Raw genomic sequence first — 21,408 nt, 5'->3', positions numbered from 1 at the left:
GTGCTTCTTTTCTAAAGTTCTTTGCGCGCAATGGAGGCAGTGATACGAATATCCGGCCCGATCATGCGCACATCGGTAACGTCCAAGTCAATGACCTCTGCCATGTCGGTAAGTCCAAGCGCGCCAATGAGACCTCGGCCATCACTGCCCATTAACTTAGGAGCAAGATAAACCACCAATTCATCCACAAGGTTAGCGTGAATCAGTGCACTGGCGAGTGTCGCGCCCGCTTCAACCCACAGATGGTTAATTTGATACTTGTTTGCGACTCTTTTTAATGTTGCCGCAAGATCAATTTGTCCAGCATTGTCCAATTGCGGTGCGATATCACCCTCGCTACTAACAAGGATACGCTCCCCGGCGCTGTTGAACAATTTGAGATCCGGTTTAAGTTGATGTTGTCGATCTAATATCACTCGACTCGGTTGACGCACATCTTCCGCAGCATACTGAGATTTTACACTCGCGGGTAAATCATTCCATCTAACATTTAACGAGGCATCATCATCAATGACCGTCTTACTGGTCGACAAGACTCCACCACTCATAGCGCGAAATCGTTGTACATCTTGGCGAGCTTGCGAGGAGGTAATCCACTGGCTCTGACCATTGCTTAGAGCGCTTTGCCCATCTATGCTTGCCGCCATTTTTAGTTGAACGAATGGCATATCGGTTTGCATGAACTTAATGAAGCCCCTGTTAAGCATAAGCGCATCGATCTCAAGTAAACCGACTTGGACGTCAATGCCTGCATCACGTAGCATTTGAATACCGCGACCCGAGACTCTAGGGTTGGGATCTTGCATTGCACATACCACACGGGCTACTTTGGCGTTAATGAGCCCTTCTGCGCAAGGTGGCGTACGACCATAATGAGAACAGGGCTCCAGTGTCACATACGCCGTCGCACCTTGAGCTTTGTCACCAGCCATACGCAAAGCGTGCACTTCAGCATGAGGCTCTCCCGCACGGTAGTGATAACCTTCGCCCACAATCTGTTCGTCACGGACAATAACGCATCCGACGTTAGGATTTGGTGCGGTCGTATACATGCCTTGTTTCGCTAACGTAATCGCACGTGACATCATCGCAAAATCTTGAGGATAATATTCTGTCTGAGGAGTGTGTTGAGTCATGCTTTATTTGGTTCTCAAGGTTTAATCTTCAAGGCGGGCGATCTCTTCACCAAACTCTCGAATATCTTCGAAGCTGCGATAGACCGATGCAAAACGGATATAAGCCACTTTGTCCAACTCTTTGAGCTGATCCATGACTAAGTTACCAATCATGTCACTTGGAACTTCACGCTCACCCGTAGCACGAAGTTGCGATTTAATCATACTGATCGCTAATTCAATGGCGTCGGCACTCACAGGACGTTTTTCTAGAGCGCGCTGGATACCGCCTACCATTTTATCTTCATCGAACGGTTCACGGTTGCCATTTGATTTGATCACTTTAGGCATGACCAGTTCAGCTGTTTCGAATGTCGTAAAGCGCTCACTGCATGCGAGACACTGACGTCGACGACGGACCTGGTGACCATCTGCAACCAGTCGGGAATCTATTACTTTTGTTTCGTTCTCGGAACAAAAAGGACAATGCATATCACCTCCAAATAAACCGCTTAAAAAGCATCAATAGTGTAGCGGAATTGATAACTTAGAGAAAACAAAAAGGGGCACTGACGCCCCTTTTTCATTCAATATGAGATTGTTTTTGTTAACTTCGTACTAAAGTGGCTAACTCCGTGCTAAATAGTTGGCTTTCCCCACCCATTTATAACTGGTTAGCTCTTCTAGGCCCATAGGCCCACGCGCGTGCAGTTTTTGTGTCGATACAGCGACTTCAGCACCTAGACCAAATTGCGCACCGTCGGTAAATCGTGTTGCTGCGTTAACGTAAACCGCTGCAGAGCCGACAGAGTTTATAAACAACTCAGAATTTTCAAGACTGTTAGTCATGATCGCATCAGAGTGACTGGCGTTGTGTACGCGCATATGGTCAATCGCATCTTTTACGTCCGACACCACTTTCACACCTAACGTGAAACTCAGCCATTCAGTATCGAAGTCTCCTTCGCCCGCTTCACGAATTTGTTTAGCATCCACCATCAAAGCTTTCGCCTTTGTTTCTGCAACAAAAGTGACTTTGTCATTTAGGCGTTCGACCAACATAGGTAGGAAGTCTGCGGCAATGTTTTCATGTACTAGCAATGTATCGAGCGAATTACAGGCTGAAGGACGTTGAACTTTTGAGTTTTCAACTACGTTCAACGATTTTGCTAGATCGGCAGATTCATCGACAAAGATGTGACTGATACCAAAACCACCGATAATAACGGGAATGGTACTGTTCTCTTTGCACATTTTATGCAAACCAGCGCCACCACGAGGAATAATCATATCCACATAGTCATCGAGTTTAAGCAGTTGAGACACCAATTCACGGTCTGGCTTTTCAATGTATTGAACTGAGGCAGCTGGCAGGTTCGCTTTTGCTAACGCTGACTGGATAACTTTAACCAACTCCATATTCGAGAAGAACGTTTCTTTCCCCCCGCGCAAGATACTGGCGTTGCCGGTTTTCAGACACAAAGCAGCGATATCAATTGTCACGTTCGGACGCGCTTCGTAAATCACGCCAACCACACCCAGTGGTACGCGACGTCGTGATAGCGACATGCCGTTTTCTAATACTTTACTGTCAATTTCACTGCCAACCGGGTCGCTCAGGCTGATGACATTACGAACATCATTGGCAATACCTGTGAGTCGCTCCTCGTTTAGAAGCAATCGGTCAAGTAAAGCTTCGGTTAAACCTGCTTCACGTCCAAGATCGATGTCCTTCGCGTTCGCAGCCAAAATGGCTGCTGAGTTTGCTTCTAGCTCATCCGCGATGATGGCAAGTGCTTGGTTTTTCTGTGCTGTTGACGCTGTCGCCAGTTCAAATGCTGCGTCTTTGGCAGCTTTTCCCATGTACGTTAAATCCACGTTGCTTCCCTTAATTTCTATTCTTGAATGACGACAAGGTCATCTCTATGAATGACTTCAGAGCCATAATCATGGCCTAAAATAGAGATAATATCTTTACTGTGCTTACCCGCAATTTTGGTTAGGTCGTCATTGGAATAGGCACTGATACCACGTGCGACTAACTTACCGTGTGTGTTTGTCACTCGCACAACTTCACCACGAGCAAAGTCACCACTCACTTTAGTTACTCCTTTGGCCAATAGGCTGCTGCCCTTTTCCACAACAGCCTTAACTGCACCATCATCAATAATAATATCACCAGAAGCCGCTGGGCCCGCTAAGATCCAACGCTTGCGGTTTTCCAATGATTCTGCACACGGTAAGAAACGGGTGCCTTGTGGCTCTGCGCTCAATGAATCAAAAATAACGTTTGGTGCGCTGCCCGCTGCGATAATGACCTCAATCCCCGCTCGACGCGCAATATCAGCAGCTTGGAGCTTGGTTGCCATACCACCAGTACCTAGTGTTGTTCCACTACCACCTGCGATTTTACGCAATGTATCATCAATGGTTTTTACTTCTTTGATCAACTCAGCATTAGGGTCTTTGCGTGGATCCGCGGTAAATAACCCTTTCTGATCAGTAAGAAGCAGTAACTTATCCGCACCACATAAAATGCCCACGAGTGCCGATAAGTTGTCGTTGTCGCCTACTTTGATTTCACTGGTTGCCACGGCATCGTTTTCATTCACGATTGGAATAATGTCGTTTGCGACCAGTGCATTGACGGTATCGCGAGCATTCAAAAAGCGTTCACGATCTTCCAAGTCAGCACGCGTAAGCAGCATTTGGCCGATCTTAATCCCATAAATGGCAAATAAAGACTCCCATGTTTGAATCAAGCAACTTTGTCCCACAGCAGCCAGCAACTGTTTGCTCGCCATCTCGTTGGGCAGTGCGGGGTATCCAAGGTGCTCACGCCCTGCTGCGATAGCACCAGACGAAACCATTACGATGGAATGGCCTTGTTTCTTGAGTTCAGCACACTGACGTGCCAGCTCAACCATATGAGCACGGTCTAACGCCAATGTACCGCCTGTCAGCACACTTGTACCCAGTTTCACAACGACCGTTTGAGGTTGCGAAACATCTGCATTTTGTTGATTCGTTGTCATGATGTCTTTTGAAGTGAAAACAAATATAAAGAGAGGATGTTTTAACAATCCAAGCGGTATTAAACAAGAGAAAAGGTGCGAAAACGCACCTTTTTACTGTATATAAAAAGAAAACAGCCAAATATCAAAATAAAACAGTCAAATTAAGCAAAATCGAAAGACTCCGTATGGTATTCAACTTCTAATTTGAAATGCTCTTCTAACGTATCGACTAACTTTTGATGGAAGGTGCTTTGCGTTGCATAGACTTCCTCAACGGTTTTCTTTGGTAGGGTTTCAGACACCCACTGGCCTTCTTTATTGTACTTGCCAATGTGGTAGTTTGCGGTAAAACCACCGTCAATGGATTCTAAATCCATCCACCACCCCCAAAACTCGCGTTTTTCTGGTGACTTTTTATCGTCTACACAAACCGAAAGGCAATCAAAATAGTAGCGCCCTTGTTGTGATTGAGGCTCGCGTAGATAAGGACCTATCCCTTTTAACTTTGACATCAAGCGAAAATGAGTCGGTCCTTGAGCTGTTTGTGACATATGAATCTCCATTTTCATAATAAACACCCAAGAATAGTTATGTTCATACTCTTGCCACCTCAAGATGAAGTCATAAATCGCGGTACCGCTTTTTTCACCAAGAATGACAATGTATCCAAATCATCGTCATTCCAAAAAGCGAATACATACTCGCAGAATAACCATCTTGACGTTACAAGAGTATTTCAGAGCTTATTTTTTGCTCATATGCACTACTGTTAACTAATTTGGGTGCGTTGTCATCTTAATAATTCATCTTCTAGCCAATTAATCGCTAAATCGAGGGATTGCTCATACCCTTTTGTAATTGTTTTAGAACTAATTTTCTTCGCTTTACCATAATGACTAAACAAGGCCACCAGCTGATTATCGCTGTATGGGGAAACCGGATCGCCCTCCATACCTAGTGCTAAAATGGGTACTTTAGTTTTACGATGACTCAAGAATCCTTGCACTTTTAACGACCAAGCCATCATCTGGCCAGCCATGCTATTGATATCTACAGGGCTCTTGCCAATCCTAGACGCCAACATATCAAGATACATCTTAGGCATTTGTTGCAGTTTCTTCGGTGACGTGAATAGGTCGTGAACGGGCGCGCCCATTGCGACACACGCTTTGATCTTTTCTTGTTCGACAAACGACAGCCTAACCATGGCATTGCCACCGAAACGAAAGCCAATCAAGCCAACTTTGTGGTGGTCAACGTAAGGAATGGAATACAGCTCATTAAGCACGGCTTGGTGTAAACAGCTAGTATCTTCAGTCAAAGGCCAATGAGAACTGTGTCCGATGGACGGCATATCCACCGTCAACATTGCAATGTCTTTCGGTGCAAAATGGTTGCGAAACAGGCGCCACATATCCGTTTGTAAGCTGTCCAAGCCTGCACTCACCATCACAACAGGCAATTGTTTGTCCGTTCTTGGTAAGTGTAATGTCGCCATGATTTTTCGTTTTTGGTAAGGCACTTCAATTTGCTTGATCGTATATTTACTTTTTTCTGCGCCCTCAGAATATGCCTTGTTTGCTAAGACTTGGGCCTGCAACGCTAAGTTATCGTTCTTCAAGTGAGGGTAACCTGCGATGCTAAAACACAACGAGGCAGTGAACAGCTCATCGGCAGCCTCTTCACCTTTCATCTCACTCGAACGGCGTTGATGGTCCATGCCCAGTTTTATCCATTCAAATGTCCAGTTACCATTGTGGTAACCCATAACGGTATCCAACCAATCATCGTGCGTTCTCGAGTGAGATGAAGAAGCAATTTTGGACAGAACACCTTCCATTTCAATGGGTGACACCCCTTGCCATGCCCATTGCAGACGGCGTAAATGTCGATACCATGCGCGATCTCCAACTTCCAAACGTTCATCAAGAATCTTTTGACTGGTTGGCATGTACTGAGTAAGAGCGGAGGTTTCTTTCGCTTGCTTGTGCTTGACAAATAACGTTTCGGAAAGGTTTTTGCTTATTTCTTCAGACATATACTGAGCCTTAGGCTATCTAGAATATTTACATGATAATAAAAAAAATGCCCCTAAACAGGGGCATTTCTCAATATTCTTTCACTGCGACTATTTACGCTTGCGATTCACAGGCTCAGCAAACTGGATAGACATATCCCATGGCTGTTCAATCCATGTGTCTTGCGCAATATCGACCACGTAATCATCAAGCAAATCCTTACCGGAAGGTTTCGCGCACACAGCTATCAATTTTGCTTTCGGGTACATTTCACGTAATTTACGCGCAGTGTCACCACTATCCACTAGGTCTTCAACGATTAAGTAACCTTCACCGTCACCCTCAGGCGCTTTAAGTACACTCATGTCGTGCTGATGATCATGATCATAGCTAGAGATACAGATGGTATCGACGTAACGAATACCCAGCTCACGAGCTAGAATCGCACCAGGAACCAAACCACCTCTGCTCACGGCCCAAATGCCCTTCCATTGCTCAGCTGGCATCTGTTTTTCTGCCAGTTCACGGCAATAGCTCTGCATCGCATCCCAAGTGATGATGAATTTTTTACTCATTGTAATAACCTAATTATTTTAAAATATGCATCCCTAATTCTAGCGAAACGCATTCATGCGAACCGTTCACTAGCGTTCGACAAACGAACCAATACGGGGATTTCAAGCTGCGCAAACGATTATTCTACCGAAACCCCTTCCTAATACCAATGGTGATCTCAAAATTCGACGTTGAGAGCGTAGAAAAATCGATTTCGGTGAACAATGTCAAAATAAAAAAGCCAGTGCGAACACACGATTCACACTGGCTTTTGCTAAAGATGATTAACCAGCAAGGTATTTAATAATGAAGATGGCTGCCATTACCCAAACGCTTGCAGAAACCTCACGACCTTTACCACTGAACAGTTTGATCGCAGCATAAGCGATGAAACCAAGTGAAATGCCTTCTGCAATAGAGAACGTGAGTGGCATAACCAGACACGTGACAACGACGGGAGCAGCTTCTGTTAGATCGCGCCAATCAATGCTTACCAATCCAGACAGCATAAGGATCGCAACGTAGAATAGAGCGCCAGAGGTCGCGTAAGCTGGGATCATTCCAGCAAGCGGAGAAAATAGCAGTGCCAAAATGAACAAGACGCCTACAACAACCGCGGTGAGACCAGTACGGCCACCTGCGGCAACGCCCGACACACTTTCAACGTAGGATGTCGTGTTTGAAGTGCCTAACAGTGCACCAACAGAGGTGGCTGTAGAGTCAGCAAGCAGCGCTTTATTCAAGCGAGGAATATTGCCGTTTTCGTCGGTTAGACCCGCTTTTTGAGACACACCCACCAAGGTGCCAGCTGTGTCGAACAAATCAACAAACAAAAATGCAAACACGACGGAAATCATGCCAACTTCAAACAAGCCAGAAAAATCTAATTGCAAGAAAGTAGGCGCAATACTTGGTGGTGTCGACATCAAACCATGCCATTGCACATCACCAAAAACAATGCCTAGACCAGTGATCGCAAGAATCGCGATCATGACCGCACCTTTGACACCACGATGAACCAGCGCAATAGTTAAGAAAAAACCAATTGATGCTAAGACGGCTGGTAACGATGTTATGTGCCCCATAGAAACTAAGGTTGCAGGGTTATCAACAACAATCCCGGCATTTTTTAATGAAATAAAGGCTAGGAAGAGACCAATACCGGCCGAGATACCTGTGCGCAGTGAGTGTGGTATCGAGTTGATAATCCATTCACGAATTTTAAATATACTGAGCGCAATAAAAAGCAGGCCGGATACAAACACCGCCGCCAATGCGACTTGCCAAGTGTAACCCATGCCTAATACTACCGAGTAGGTGAAGAAAGCATTCAGTCCCATACCTGGCGCTTGTGCGATCGGGTAGTTTGCCACTAGTCCCATAATGAAACAGCCAATCGCTGCTGCTAAACAAGTCGCAACAAAAACGGCACCACGATCCATCCCCGTATCAGACAAAATAGCTGGGTTCACAAAAATGATGTATGCCATAGTGAGGAAGGTAGTAATACCTGCAATGACCTCAGTGCGCACATTTGTGCCATTTTCACTGAGTTTAAAGAGCCTTTCGAGCATGTTCGAATCCTATAATAGGTAAAGTAAACGGTTGCGTAATCGATTGGCAAAATTATAAAGTCATCAATTAACAAATTCCAGATAGAATTTTCACTCTAACGTATTTTTTTTACCAGAATATGAAACCTATTCATTAGAAAATCGCGCTAGCACTTAGCTTACCCACTAATAAATAAAGAATAATTTAATCGGAAATGAAGATTCTGGAAGTGCACAGATTGAACAATGTTGTAAACTTTCAAAGTAAAAAAGTACTTTGGTAACCATTAAGTGCTTTGGAATTAGAGAAAAATAGAATGAATGGGATAAGTAATCAGATAACAGAAAGTTACTGGTTGGAAATTAAACAGTCTAACAGAGAGAGATAAAAAAACGCCACTCAAATTGAGTGGCGGCGAATCATGGTCAGCACTACTACTGAAAAAAAATTCCAATTTATAGGGGTGAACAAACTGTTCAAGTCACATGCGTTGACTGCGTTTAGTAGCCAAAGCTTGTTGGGTATACAAAGTTGCTGGTGTAAACAGACTTGTTAGTCCAGAACATTGTACTTGGTAAACCTTTCATAAATATCACCTTCTAAATCAATTAAAACAGTCGTTGATTTCTCGGTTCCTTGGAGGCGATGGTTCGGACTCATCCTTTGAGCGTTTCATTCTTCTCTCAGAAGCTGGTTATAAATATACCATCAAGAAAATTAATTACAATACTTTAAGTGACAAATATCACAAAAATCACAAAAACTGACAAAGATCAAAATAATGATGTAATTTAATTACAAATTTGTAAGTTAGAAAACTTTTAACCATAGATACAGTAAGAGCGTCAATACGACCCGATGGTGCTTACTGTACACCTCCATAGTACTTATGTACGTAAATTGTGACACTTTTCAATCTACTCAGTCGTAAATGCTCGCCGCGACAACTACTCGTTAGTGCGCTGTGGTGGTATCCTTAGCCTTATTTAAACCAAACTCAACAATGCAGAACCTTCTACTAATTTGGTTTGCATTTTTAAGAGTATATTTGGTAAAGCACATCAAAAGGAGTCTTACGTGTCTGAATTCCATTCTGAGATCAGTACCTTATCACCTGCTCCCCTTTGGCAGTTTTTTGATAAAATTTGTTCCATCCCTCACCCATCAAAACATGAAGAGTCACTCGCTCAATACATTATTAACTGGGCTAGCGAGCAAGGGTTTGAAGTTCGTCGCGATCCTACTGGCAACGTGTTCATCAAAAAGCCTGCAACGCCAGGCATGGAAAACAAGAAAGGTGTCGTACTGCAAGCACACATCGACATGGTTCCACAAAAGAATGAAGACACCGTTCATGATTTCGCCACCGATCCTATTCAGCCTTACATTGATGGAGAATGGGTAACGGCGAAGGGTACAACTTTGGGTGCTGACAACGGTATTGGTATGGCCTCTTGTCTTGCAGTTTTAGCCTCAAAGGGTATCAAGCACGGTCCACTGGAAGTCTTACTGACTATTGACGAAGAAGCAGGTATGACAGGCGCATTCGGCCTCGAAGAAGGTTGGTTAGAAGGTGATATTCTTCTCAATACCGACTCAGAGCAAGAAGGCGAAGTGTATATGGGTTGCGCAGGTGGCGTCGATAGCTCCATGACCTTCTCTATTACCCGTGATGACATCCCTGTAGGATACGTAACGCGCCAGCTGACTCTTAAAGGACTAAAAGGCGGTCACTCAGGCTGCGATATTCATACTGGTCGCGGTAATGCCAACAAATTGCTTGGTCGTTTTCTAGCAGGTCATGCTCAAGACTTGGATCTACGCTTGGTAGAGTTCCGGGGCGGTAGCCTACGTAATGCGATACCGCGCGAAGCGTTTGTCACGGTTGCATTACCTGCCGAGAAACAAGAAAAACTGGCTGAAACCTTTGACCACTATACCGACTTACTTAAAGCGGAATTAGGTAAAGTAGAAACCAATATCGTCACATTTAATGACGAGATTAATTCCGATTCGAAGGTCTTTGTTGCCGCTGACCAAAAACGCTTTATCTCAGCACTGAACGCTTGTCCAAATGGCGTAATACGCATGAGCGATGACGTTGAAGGTGTGGTTGAAACCTCACTCAACGTCGGCGTGATCACCACAACAGAAGACACTGTTACTATTTTATGTCTTATTCGCTCTTTGATTGATTCAGGTCGCAGTCAAGTCGAGGGGATGCTTCGTTCAATTGCAGAACTTGCTGATGCACATATTGCTTTCTCTGGTGCATACCCTGGCTGGAAACCAGACGCTGACTCCGAAATCATGGCTATCTTCCGTGATATGTACGAAGGGATTTATGGCAACAAACCAAACATTATGGTTATTCATGCTGGTTTGGAATGTGGTCTTTTCAAAGAACCTTATCCACATATGGATATGGTGTCTTTCGGCCCTACCATTAAGTTCCCTCACTCACCTGACGAGAAAGTCAAAATCGATACGGTGCAGTTGTTCTGGGATCAGATGGTGGCTCTTTTAGAAGCCATTCCAGAAAAAGCCTAAGTAATACGCTATCGATGTGAAAAGGGATGCATTGCATTCCTTTTTTGTATTCGCTGATCTATCTAAGCGTAAGCCTACGGTCATGATAACAATTTTTTATCGTAACCTTAGCTATAATGATTCGTGAGATATGGCAGCTATTGTTACATTATTGATAACATTTATGACAGAGACGATATATGGCTAGGTTAAAGAGAAGCAAGGCATTTGAGCTACTTGGACATCAAGTACAGCCCGGACAAAGGTTAGAAATCGAATTCGAAGCAGCACAGCTATATACGCATTCACCTTTATCTATTCCAATAGAAATCATTCATGGTAAGAAAGAAGGCCCCGTATTATTAGTTAACGCTGCCATTCACGGTGATGAACTCAACGGGGTGGAAATTGTTCGTCAGTTGATCAACCAACTTGATCCACTCAAGCTCAAAGGCACAGTGATCGCCGTCCCTATCGTCAACGTGTTTGGTTTCATTCACAAGTCACGTTATTTGCCTGACCGCCGCGATCTCAATCGATGCTTTCCTGGTAGCGAAAAAGGGGCACTTGCCTCTCGTATGGCTTATGGTTTTTTTAACAATATCGCGAAGCGTTGTAATTATATTTTAGATATTCATACAGGTGCAATTTACCGCACCAACTTGCCGCAAATAAGGGCCAACCTGAGTAACCCAGAAACCCTCCGAATAGCGAAAGCGTTTGCTACCCCAGTCATTATTGATTCGGCTTTAAGGAATGGCTCGTTGCGCAGTGAAGCAGAAAAATGTGACATCCCAGTTCTGACCTATGAAGCAGGTGAAGCCTTGCGTTTCGATCCGCTATCAATCAGTGCAGGTGTACTAGGGATACATAGAGTAATGCAAGCGGTTGGTATGTTACGTGCAAGTCGCAAGAAATACCCTGAACCAATCATAGCCAAATCCACCAGTTGGGTTCGAGCCTCGGGGAACGGAATTTTACGAACGGTCGTGAACCTAGGAGACAAAGTGGAGCAAGATACCACCCTAGCCTATATCAGCTCACCACTGGGTCACGTTGAGTTAGAACTAAAAGCCCCCAAAAGTGGTTTAGTCATTGGTCAACAAACGTTACCACTGGTGAACGAGGGTGATGCCATTTTCCATCTTGCGTACTTTAATCAAGGGGACGAAGAAGTCGGTCAAGCGGTCGAGAGCTATATTGAAGAATTAACCGAGTTCGACATCGACCAAGTGACCACGGGACAAATACCTTTCGACTCTCAACAATAAAAATGCAGCAATAAAAAATGCCCTGACATTAGTCAGGGCATTTTTGTCTCTATTACTTTTAGTATTGTTCTCAGCCGTAAAATTCGCGAGCATCAGAGCTCAAAGAATACAGGCTTCGCTCTTACTCTTCGTCTGCGTCTTGAGCCTGACGAGCTTCTTCTTTGCGCGCTTTGGCTGCAAGTTGCTCTGCTTCACGCTCTTGACGTTGTACCGCTTTACGCTCATTACGAACGACTTGATTTTGAACAAAACCAGCCAGCTCTTTCTCAGCCCAAGCTTGTGCTTTCTCTTCGCTATCAAAGCCTGTTTCACGTTTTGATACAACAGTCTTACGAGACGTCACTTGACGAGTGATTTCTGCGCTCCAGCCGTTACGTTTTTCAGTCACGCGGATAGCAAATTTTGGATTCTTAGACATTTCTTTCATTTCCTAAGGGATTTTAGGGATCAATCAGGGATTCGGTCAACTTGATAACTCCATCTAAGCTGAGCTGTTTAACACCATCCCTTGGTAAGCGCGGTATTAGAGCATAATTGATTCCTCTTTGCGCGATTTTTTTGACTGAAAGTAAGAATTTTTCTAAGCCGAAACAAAAAAGCGCAGACCTTGCGATCTGCGCTTTGCTCTTCAATGAAAACCTGAATTAGCCGATGTTCTTGCGTGCGTTTTGGAACATACGCATCCAAGCACCGTTTTCACCCCAGCCTTCTGGAGACCAAGAGTTTGCAACCGTACGGAATACACGCTCTGGGTGAGGCATCATAATAGTGACACGGCCATCAGCGGTTGTCAGACCGGTGATCGCATTTGGCGAACCATTCGGGTTGTTCGGGTACTGCTGCGTTGGGTTGCCGTTATTGTCGATGTAACGCAGTGCGACGGTACCTGACGCTTCGATTGCGCTTAGGTGCTCGCCGTCACGTACTTCCACACGACCTTCACCGTGCGAAACCGCGATAGGCATACGAGAGCCAGCCATGCCGTCGAAGAACACAGAGTCAGACTTCTGCACTTCTACTAAGCTAAAGCGTGCCTCAAAACGCTCAGATTCGTTGCGAACAAAACGTGGCCACAGGTCTGCACCAGGGATAAGTTCTTTCAGGTTCGATAGCATCTGACAGCCATTACACACACCAAGAGAGAACGTCTCTTCGCGGTTGAAGAAGGCTTGGAATTGCTCACGAGCTTGCGCGTTAAATAGAATGGACTTCGCCCAACCTTCACCAGCGCCTAATACGTCACCATAAGAGAAACCACCACAAGCCACTAGACCTTGGTATTCATCCAGTACGGCTTTACCAGTCAGAATGTCACTCATATGAATGTCAGTTGCTTCAAAGCCCGCACGGTCAAACGCTGCTGCCATTTCAACGTGAGAGTTAACACCTTGCTCACGAAGAATCGCCATCTTAGGCTTCGCGCCTTTTGCAATGTATGGTGCCGCGATGTCTTCGTTGACATCGTAACTTAGCGATACGTTCAGGCCTGGGTCTGAATTGTCTTTCTTCGCTTCAAATTCTTGGTCTACACATGCTGGGTTATCACGTAGTGACTGCATTTTGTGCGTGGTTTCTGCCCAGATAACACGGAGGTCTGTACGTGAACGCTCAAGTACAACAGCATCACCAGAAGTGATAACGAAGTCATCTGAAGCTTCAACAGTTCCAATCACATGTGAACATGCTTCTAAGCCATTCGCAGCAAGTGTAGACAGAACGGAATCCAGTTCTGCGTTCTTAACTTGAACAACTGCCCCCAACTCTTCGTTGAATAATGCTGCTAATGCATCGTCACCAAGTGCTGCTATGTCAGCCTTCACACCACAGTGGCCGGCAAATGCCATCTCAGCAAGCGTTACGAACAAACCACCATCACCTTTATCGTGGTAAGCCACTAGCTTGTCATCGCGAACTAGCGTTTGCATCGCATCGAAGAAGCCTTTTAGCTGCTCTGCGTTGTCTACATCAGCCGGTTTGTCACCAAGTTGCTTGTAAACCTGTGCCAGCGCAGTTGCACCCAAACGGTTTTTACCGTTACCAAGGTCAACGAGCACGAGTGAAGATTCACCCTTGTCGGTACGCAACTGAGGTGTCACTGTTTTACGCACGTCTTCAACACGACCGAACGCAGTGATAACCAGCGATAGCGGTGACGTCACTTCTTTGCTCTCACCGTTCTCTTCCCACTTGGTCTTCATCGACATCGAGTCTTTACCAACAGGGATAGTCAGACCTAGAGCCGGACACAATTCTTCACCTACTGCTTTCACCGCTTCGTAAAGACCTGCATCTTCACCAGGGTGACCGGCTGGAGACATCCAGTTCGCAGACAGTTTAATGCGTTTGATATCACCGATATCTGTCGCAGCAATGTTTGTTAGAGACTCACCAACCGCCAGACGAGCTGATGCGCCAAAATCTAGTAGAGCGACTGGAGTACGCTCACCCATCGACATCGCTTCACCGTGGTAGGTGTCGTAACTTGCGGCGGTTACCGCACAGTTCGCCACTGGAACCTGCCAAGGGCCTACCATTTGGTCGCGAGCAACCAAGCCTGTAACCGAGCGGTCACCGATGGTGATCAAGAATGTTTTCTCAGCAACGGTTGGTAGACGAAGAACGCGGTCAGCCGCTTCGTTGATTTCGATACCATCGCGTGCAATCGCTGGACTATCGACTTTCAGCGTTTTAGCATCGCGGTGCATCTTCGGAGTCTTGCCAAGCAGAATGTCCATTGGCATATCGATTGGCGTATTGTCGAAGTGAGAATCTTCTAGCGTGAGGTGACGCTCTTCCGTTGCCACACCGACGACCGCATATGGCGCACGTTCACGCTTACAAATTGCATCAAATGCTTCCATATGCTCTGGCGCAACCGCAAGAACGTAACGCTCCTGAGATTCGTTACACCAAATCTCAAGTGGGCTCATGCTCAACTCATCATTTGGTACGTCACGTAGCTGGAATTTACCGCCACGCTCGCCGTCGTCACATAGCTCTGGAAGTGCATTAGAGATACCGCCCGCGCCCACATCGTGGATAAACGCGATAGGGTTATCTTCGCCTAGCTGCCAACAACGGTCGATCACTTCCTGACAACGGCGTTCCATTTCTGGGTTTTCACGTTGTACTGAAGCAAAGTCCAAATCTTCTGCTGATTGGCCAGACGCCATTGACGAAGCGGCACCGCCACCTAGGCCGATATTCATCGCTGGGCCACCAAGTACGATTAGGCTCGCACCCACTGGGATCTCTTTCTTCTGCACGTGCTCATCACGAATATTACCCATACCACCAGCAATCATGATTGGCTTATGGTAACCACGGATTTCTTCACCCGCGTGAGACGTAACTTTCTCTTCGTAGGTACGGAAGTAACCGAGTAGGTTTGGACGACCAAATTCGTTGTTGAATGCCGCGCCGCCTAGAGGACCTTCGAGCATGATGTCTAATGCGTTTACGATACGTCCCGGCTTACCAAAGTCGGTTTCCCACGGCTGCTCATAACCAGGAATACGTAAGTTAGAGGTTGTGAAACCAACCAGACCCGCTTTTGGCTTACCACCGATACCTGTCGCGCCTTCGTCACGGATTTCACCGCCAGAACCCGTTGATGCGCCTGGCCACGGAGAGATTGCCGTTGGGTGGTTGTGCGTCTCTACCTTCATCAAGATGTGTGCATCTTCGTGATGATAAGTGTATTGACGAGATTTAGGATCTGGGAAGAAACGACCGACTTTAGAACCTGTCATCACTGCTGCGTTATCTTTGTAAGCAGACAGAACGTGATCAGGCGTCGTTTCAAATGTATTTTTGATCATCTTAAACAGCGACTTTTCTTGGTCTACGCCATCGATAGTCCAATCTGCGTTAAAGATCTTATGACGACAGTGCTCTGAGTTTGCCTGAGCAAACATCATTAGCTCAATGTCGTTTGGATTACGACCAAGCTTAGTAAAGTTCTCAACTAAGTAATCAATTTCATCGTCTGCTAACGCCAAACCAAGGGAAACGTTTGCTTCTTCAAGCGCAAGACGACCACCCGCTAAGATATCAATATGCGCGACAGGCTTAGGCTCTGCGACGGTAAACAGTGCTGACGCAGCGTCCAGTTCAGTAAACACGGTTTCCATCATACGGTCATGGATTAGCGCTTTCACTGCATCAACTTGCTCTGGTGTTAACTCAGATGACGCCTCGACATAGTACGCTGTACCACGTTCCAGACGCTTAACCTTGTTTAGACCACAGTTTTTCGCAATATCGGTCGATTTGGAAGACCATGGAGAAATAGTGCCAGGACGAGGCGTCACAAGAAGTAGAAGACCTTCAGGCGCGTGCTCTTCGATGGTTGGGCCGTAAGTTAGCAACTTTTCTAGTTTTTCTAACTCTTGGTCATCTAGATCAGAGGTTAGATCTGCAAAGTGCATAAACTCGGCATATATGCCAGTTACAGGCAGATCTTGTTCACGACAAAGTTCGAGTAGTTTGTTAACACGGAACTCAGAAAGAGCTGGGGAGCCACGCAAAATTCTCATGTGCTTAGGTCTCTTATGCAATTGGTTGAGGTCTATTGACCTGAGGTGATATTGGAATAAATTCAGTGGGTTACTGTATGTTCTTCGAGGGCATTACCGAAGATTCACAAACCTATGCCAATTCCACCTCTCCTTTGCGAGCGCATTATATAGTATTTGTTTTTGTGATGTAACACCAAAAGCAACCGTTTGCGTCACTTTTTTCTTCAAATTTGAATTATCCCTAAATAACCGCTAAACCCCAACCTCGGTAAGAGTAGATGACAAACGGCTTACTATCGCAATGTGGCTTTCGTTTGGCTCACCGTCCTTGGTACATATGTTCAAAAATGTCGATAAAACCCGCAATGTGACATTCTATCGACCCGATTCACTTTGCCCTATCGCCTCGCTTTGATATAAAGGTAAATAGAAAACTTATCGAGCAGTACCAATCTAATGCAAAGAAGTATTTATTAATGCAAATCAGCCAGTTCAACCGACTTAAGCGCAGCGCCCTACTTTTCGCTTCTGTGCTACTCCTTTCTGCCTGCCAAATTGAGTCGGCACCCAAAAGTGAATTCGAACAAATCCAAGAACGTGGAGTGCTTCGAGTTGGTACTTTAAATAATCAACTGTCGTACTACATTGGTCCCGATGGTCCAGCAGGGTTGGACTATGAGTTGGCACGTCAATTCGCTGAAGAGCTAGGCGTTAAACTCGAGATCAAACCAGCATTTCGTCAAGCCGATCTATTCCCTGCACTAAATAAAGGTGATATCGATATTATCGCCACCGGGCTGAACCAGACTTCGCAAGCAGTCGAGCGCTTTCGTCCTGGGCCAGCTTATTACTACGTTAGCCAGCAAGTCGTTTACAAAAAGGGACAACGTAGGCCTCGAAGCCTGGAACAGCTTATCCAATATCAAGCGTCTAAAGATGAAGCTGCAGACGAAGAGACAAACGCAGGTGCACAAACGCTGCAGATCGTCGAACAATCCCAATATGTCCCTACGTTGACAGCATTGAAAGAACAACACCCGGATTTGCAATTTGAAATTGTAGGTAATGCTGATACTCGCGACCTATTGAAACGCGTTTCTACTGGTGAGTTAAGGTTTACGGTCACCGACTCTGTTGAATTGTCGCTGGCTCAACGGCTTTATCCCGACTTGGCATTGGCGTTTGAGCTAACCGAAGATCAACCTGTTTCTTGGTTTACTCGTCGCTCAGAGGACGAGAGTTTATATGCGATGCTTATCGAGTTCTTTGGCAATATCAAACAGTCTGGGGACTTAGCGTTACTGGAAGAGAAGTATATTGGTCACGTCGAAGCGTTCGATTATGTGGATACTCGTGCTTTTATTCGTGCACTGGACGACAAGCTACCAAGGTGGTCTCCTCTGTTTCAAAAATACAGCGAAGAGTTTGACTGGCGCCTCATCGCTGCATTGGCTTATCAAGAATCTCATTGGAAACCAAAAGCGAAGTCTCCAACAGGTGTCCGAGGGATGATGATGCTGACGTTGCCGACTGCGAAAAGCGTTGGCGTGACTAACCGATTAGATCCAGAGCAATCCGTTCGAGGTGGTGTCGAGTACTTGCGTCGTATTGTCGGTCGGGTGCCAGACTCCATCAATGAACATGAAAAAATTTGGTTTGCCCTTGCTTCTTATAACATTGGCTATGGCCATATGATGGACGCAAGACGCCTTACCAAATCGCAAGGCGGTGACCCTGATGCTTGGGCTGATGTGAAAGATAGATTACCGCTACTACGTCAAAAGCGTTATTACAGCCAAACCCGTTATGGCTATGCTCGCGGGGATGAAGCGCGCAACTACGTGGAAAACATCAGACGCTACTATCAATCCATTATTGGTCACGTCAGTCAAAAACCAGCGGAAGAAGATGACACCGATGACTTGAAAGTCATCCCACCTCTTGCCCCTGAGCAACTAGTCTCTGGGGCCATCGAAACAATCACAGGGTCCAGCTCTTCGGCGAGTCAATCTATCCCAGAACAAGACTCAGACGACCAGGACGAAACATCCGATGACGCGATAGACTAACTCAACGATTCACTTTGCTAATGACCAGAACATTAGTAAACATATTAACGAAGAACATGCATGCAAACACGTATGCTTGATACAGTGCGTGTGCTAAAGAGAGTGTGTTCGTCGTCTTGTACCAAAAAGGTTTCGAATATGAAAAGATGTAGAGTTCAGTCAAAACGTTTAAGTAAAACCGTCGCTGCAATACGCCGAAAACGCAAATTAGCGAACTTAAAAAAGAAAATGAATGCTCGTAGGCGTGTTTTCGTTCATTTAGTCAACCAATAAGATCACAAATAAGTCGGCCCTCTCTTGTGACAAAAAGCAGCGAAAATATCGAACACAGGTAGCGCTCTCGTATGCTGCTCTGAGGTGCTTGCTGTGTTGGTTCTATTTGTCCCGATGGGTTTGCTCGTTTTGCAAAGCTTTCTCAGCTTGTTTTCTGGCTTTGATTTCTTTACGCCGACGTTTAAAGAACGCTTGTAATTGAGCTCGGCACTCTTCTTCTAGCAGCCCTTGTTCTACGATTGCATAGTGATAAGCAGCTTGGCTTTCAAACAAATTCAAAACGGTCCCCGCAGCACCAGCCTTAAGATCGGGTGCACCGTAGACCACGCGCTTAACTCGACTGTGTAACAACGCACCTGCGCACATCGGGCAAGGCTCTAATGTCACATAAAGCGTGGTGTCCAATAAGCGGTAGTTTTCTAAGACTTGCCCAGCTTTACGTAATGTTTGAATCTCCGCATGAGCCGTTGCATCGTGAGCGCATATCGAACGGTTCCAACCTTCTGCGATGATTTCCCCATCTTTGACTAGCACGGCGCCAACCGGCACTTCACCTTCCGCCTCTGCCTGCTCAGCCAGTGTCATTGCTCGGCGCATAAAGTGTTCATCTTGGGCGGTGAATTGAAGATCAGACAAAGTGGGCTCCAGTATCTTGATAAATCGTTTAATGCGGTGAATGTTACCCTTCAAACTCAGGAAGTGGAAGTGGATTACGGAATACGGGACCCTCGGTAAACGCCTCCGTAATCTAGAAGCGAAGCGATCTGTAATCCAAAACCGCAAACACAAAATCCACCGTTTTTCACCTAAGTTACAGCACTTACCCTAGGTGCTTTCTTTTACTAAAAAGAAAGCACCCGTTTTTCAACGAGTGCTTTTTAGTATATGAAGTGCGGTTATATCCGGACGTTCTGGTTACATCGTATAAGTGTAAGGCGCTTGGATACCAAGAGGGATACCAATCATCCAGTAGGCGACTAGGAAGATTGACCAGCCGATAAGCATCGCAATCGAAAATGGCATCATCAGAGACGCTAAGGTTCCAATACCCGTCGATTTCACGTAACGCTGACAGTAAACCACAACCAGAGGGAAGAACACCATTAGAGGTGAGATGATGTTCGAGACTGAATCACCAACACGGTATGCCGCCTGAGACAATTCAGGAGAAATACCCACAGCCATCAGCATTGGAACCAAAATAGGACCAATCAACGCCCACTTCGCAGATGCTGAACCAATCAATAGATTCACAGCCGCTGTCAGTAGAATCATACCAACGATGGTCGCCTCGCCTGGCAAGTTCATTGCTTTCAATCCTTCCGCACCGTATAGCGCCAACATAGTGCCGATGTTTGATTGAGCAAATGCAGACAGGAACTGAGCACAGAAGAACGACATCACAATATACGCACCCATGGTAGACATGGTATCCGCCATCGCTTTGATAACGTCATTGCTTGTTTTAAACGTACCAGAAACTTTACCGTACACGTAGCCAGGGATGATAAACAAGATAAAGATCAATGGGACGATAGACTTCATGATCGGTGCAGAGAAGGCCGTGATCTCCCCTTCAGGTGAACGAAGCGCTGAATTCTCAGGAATAAGAGCCACGACAAGAAGTGCAATCCCTGCCATCATTGCCCAACCCGCATAGCGAAATGCCTTTGATTCAATCTCAGTAAACGAGCCCAAATCAGGTGCCGTTTCTGCATCTTCATCGACAGGCATTCTCGTTAAACGTGGTTCGATAATTTTCTCGGTAACATACCAACCAATCGCGACAATGATGACTGACGAGATACCCGTGAAGAAAATGTTAGCTAGTGGATTCACAATATATTCAGGGTCCAATACTTGTGCGGCAGTTTGGGTGAAACCTGCAAGTAAAGGATCGATACCAGAAGGGATAAAGTTTGCAGAGAAACCACCAGAAACCCCAGCAAATGCCGCCGCGATACCCGCTAGAGGATGACGACCTGCTGCATGGAAAATAATACCACCTAGCGGGATAACCAAAACATAACCCGCATCTGCAGCCGTGTGCGAGACAATAGCTACCAGAATCAACATAGGGGTAAGAAGTTTCGCTGGTGTAAAGCTGAGCATCTTCTTCAGACCTGTCGTAATAAAGCCAGAAGAGTCTGCAACCCCCACGCCTAACATCGCAACCAATACGATACCAAGAGGAGCAAATCCAGTGAACGTGGTCACCATGTTCGCTAAGAAACTGGCAAGCGATTCGCCGGTCAAAAGGTTAGTAATCGTAAGTGCTTCGCCTGTTCGAGGGTTTAGGAGGTCGAAAGAAACATTCGACAAAAGTGCGGACGCAGCCCAAGTGATAACTAGTGCCCAGAAAAACAGAATCGCTGGATCAGGAATTTTGTTACCCGCACGCTCGATAAAGTTTAAAAAGCGATCCATCCCGCTCGGCTTCGATGATGGTGCTTGATTGATTGCTTGATTACTCATGGCAACTCCAAA

15 protein-coding genes are annotated in these 21,408 nt (G+C 45.7%); 3 read left to right on the top strand and 12 right to left on the bottom strand.

Going from position 1 to position 21,408, the window contains the following annotated elements:
• Positions 1–11: 11 nt before the first annotated feature.
• From ribD to ONE56_RS03035, 8 genes are all read right to left on the bottom strand, one after another.
• Complete coding sequence (gene ribD / locus ONE56_RS03070; RefSeq protein WP_423840217.1) at positions 12–1,136, bottom strand: bifunctional diaminohydroxyphosphoribosylaminopyrimidine deaminase/5-amino-6-(5-phosphoribosylamino)uracil reductase RibD; 1,125 nt, start codon at positions 1,134–1,136, stop codon at positions 12–14.
• 21 nt (positions 1,137–1,157) lie between these two features.
• Complete coding sequence (gene nrdR / locus ONE56_RS03065) at positions 1,158–1,607, bottom strand: transcriptional regulator NrdR (protein ID WP_041155358.1); 450 nt, start codon at positions 1,605–1,607, stop codon at positions 1,158–1,160.
• A 135-nt stretch (positions 1,608–1,742) separates the two neighbouring features.
• The gene (locus ONE56_RS03060) at positions 1,743–2,993 is read right to left on the bottom strand and encodes a glutamate-5-semialdehyde dehydrogenase (RefSeq protein WP_041155357.1); all 1,251 of its coding nucleotides are present in this window, start codon (positions 2,991–2,993) and stop codon (positions 1,743–1,745) included.
• A 17-nt stretch (positions 2,994–3,010) separates the two neighbouring features.
• Complete coding sequence (gene proB, locus ONE56_RS03055; RefSeq protein WP_041155356.1) at positions 3,011–4,150, bottom strand: glutamate 5-kinase; 1,140 nt, start codon at positions 4,148–4,150, stop codon at positions 3,011–3,013.
• Between the two features lie 143 nt (positions 4,151–4,293).
• Positions 4,294–4,683: a sigma factor-binding protein Crl gene (crl, locus tag ONE56_RS03050; RefSeq protein ID WP_041155355.1), complete on the bottom strand. Its 390-nt coding sequence runs from the start codon at positions 4,681–4,683 to the stop codon at positions 4,294–4,296.
• A 239-nt stretch (positions 4,684–4,922) separates the two neighbouring features.
• Entirely contained in the window at positions 4,923–6,170 is a 1,248-nt protein-coding gene (frsA, locus tag ONE56_RS03045) for an esterase FrsA (protein WP_331437866.1), read from the bottom strand.
• Positions 6,171–6,260: 90 nt separating this feature from the next.
• Positions 6,261–6,725, bottom strand: coding sequence for an oxytetracycline resistance phosphoribosyltransferase domain-containing protein Tet(34) (gene tet(34), locus ONE56_RS03040; RefSeq protein WP_041155353.1), 465 nt, complete (start codon positions 6,723–6,725; stop codon positions 6,261–6,263).
• A 264-nt stretch (positions 6,726–6,989) separates the two neighbouring features.
• Positions 6,990–8,279, bottom strand: a complete 1,290-nt coding sequence (locus ONE56_RS03035) for an NCS2 family permease (protein WP_331437865.1) — start codon at positions 8,277–8,279, stop codon at positions 6,990–6,992.
• Between the two features lie 1,057 nt (positions 8,280–9,336).
• Between ONE56_RS03035 and ONE56_RS03030 the strand changes: the two genes are divergently transcribed.
• Together ONE56_RS03030 and ONE56_RS03025 are read left to right on the top strand one after the other, a co-directional pair.
• A complete protein-coding gene (locus ONE56_RS03030; protein ID WP_331437864.1) occupies positions 9,337–10,809 on the top strand; it encodes an aminoacyl-histidine dipeptidase in 1,473 nt (490 codons plus the stop codon).
• Positions 10,810–10,988: 179 nt separating this feature from the next.
• Complete coding sequence (locus ONE56_RS03025; protein ID WP_041155351.1) at positions 10,989–12,059, top strand: succinylglutamate desuccinylase/aspartoacylase family protein; 1,071 nt, start codon at positions 10,989–10,991, stop codon at positions 12,057–12,059.
• A 121-nt stretch (positions 12,060–12,180) separates the two neighbouring features.
• Here ONE56_RS03025 and ONE56_RS03020 read toward each other — a convergent pair whose 3' ends face one another.
• Together ONE56_RS03020 and purL are read right to left on the bottom strand one after the other, a co-directional pair.
• Complete coding sequence (locus ONE56_RS03020) at positions 12,181–12,477, bottom strand: DUF3622 domain-containing protein (protein WP_041155350.1); 297 nt, start codon at positions 12,475–12,477, stop codon at positions 12,181–12,183.
• Between the two features lie 226 nt (positions 12,478–12,703).
• A complete protein-coding gene (gene purL, locus ONE56_RS03015; RefSeq protein WP_423840216.1) occupies positions 12,704–16,597 on the bottom strand; it encodes a phosphoribosylformylglycinamidine synthase in 3,894 nt (1,297 codons plus the stop codon).
• A gap of 458 nt (positions 16,598–17,055) precedes the next feature.
• Here purL and mltF point away from each other — a divergent pair, with 458 nt between their 5' ends.
• The gene (gene mltF, locus ONE56_RS03010; protein WP_041155348.1) at positions 17,056–18,648 is read left to right on the top strand and encodes a membrane-bound lytic murein transglycosylase MltF; all 1,593 of its coding nucleotides are present in this window, start codon (positions 17,056–17,058) and stop codon (positions 18,646–18,648) included.
• A 375-nt stretch (positions 18,649–19,023) separates the two neighbouring features.
• Here the strand turns inward: mltF and tadA are convergent, their stop codons facing one another.
• Together tadA and ONE56_RS03000 are read right to left on the bottom strand one after the other, a co-directional pair.
• The gene (tadA, locus tag ONE56_RS03005; RefSeq protein WP_041155347.1) at positions 19,024–19,557 is read right to left on the bottom strand and encodes a tRNA adenosine(34) deaminase TadA; all 534 of its coding nucleotides are present in this window, start codon (positions 19,555–19,557) and stop codon (positions 19,024–19,026) included.
• Between the two features lie 279 nt (positions 19,558–19,836).
• Positions 19,837–21,396 (bottom strand): AbgT family transporter, encoded by a 1,560-nt coding sequence (locus ONE56_RS03000; protein WP_041155346.1) that lies wholly within the window; start codon positions 21,394–21,396, stop codon positions 19,837–19,839.
• Positions 21,397–21,408 lie beyond the last annotated feature (12 nt).

Origin of the sequence: Vibrio mytili (genome assembly GCF_049563345.1) — a bacterium.
GTDB lineage: Bacteria > Pseudomonadota > Gammaproteobacteria > Enterobacterales > Vibrionaceae > Vibrio > Vibrio mytili.
This window is presented reverse-complemented; position numbering and strand designations above follow the sequence as displayed.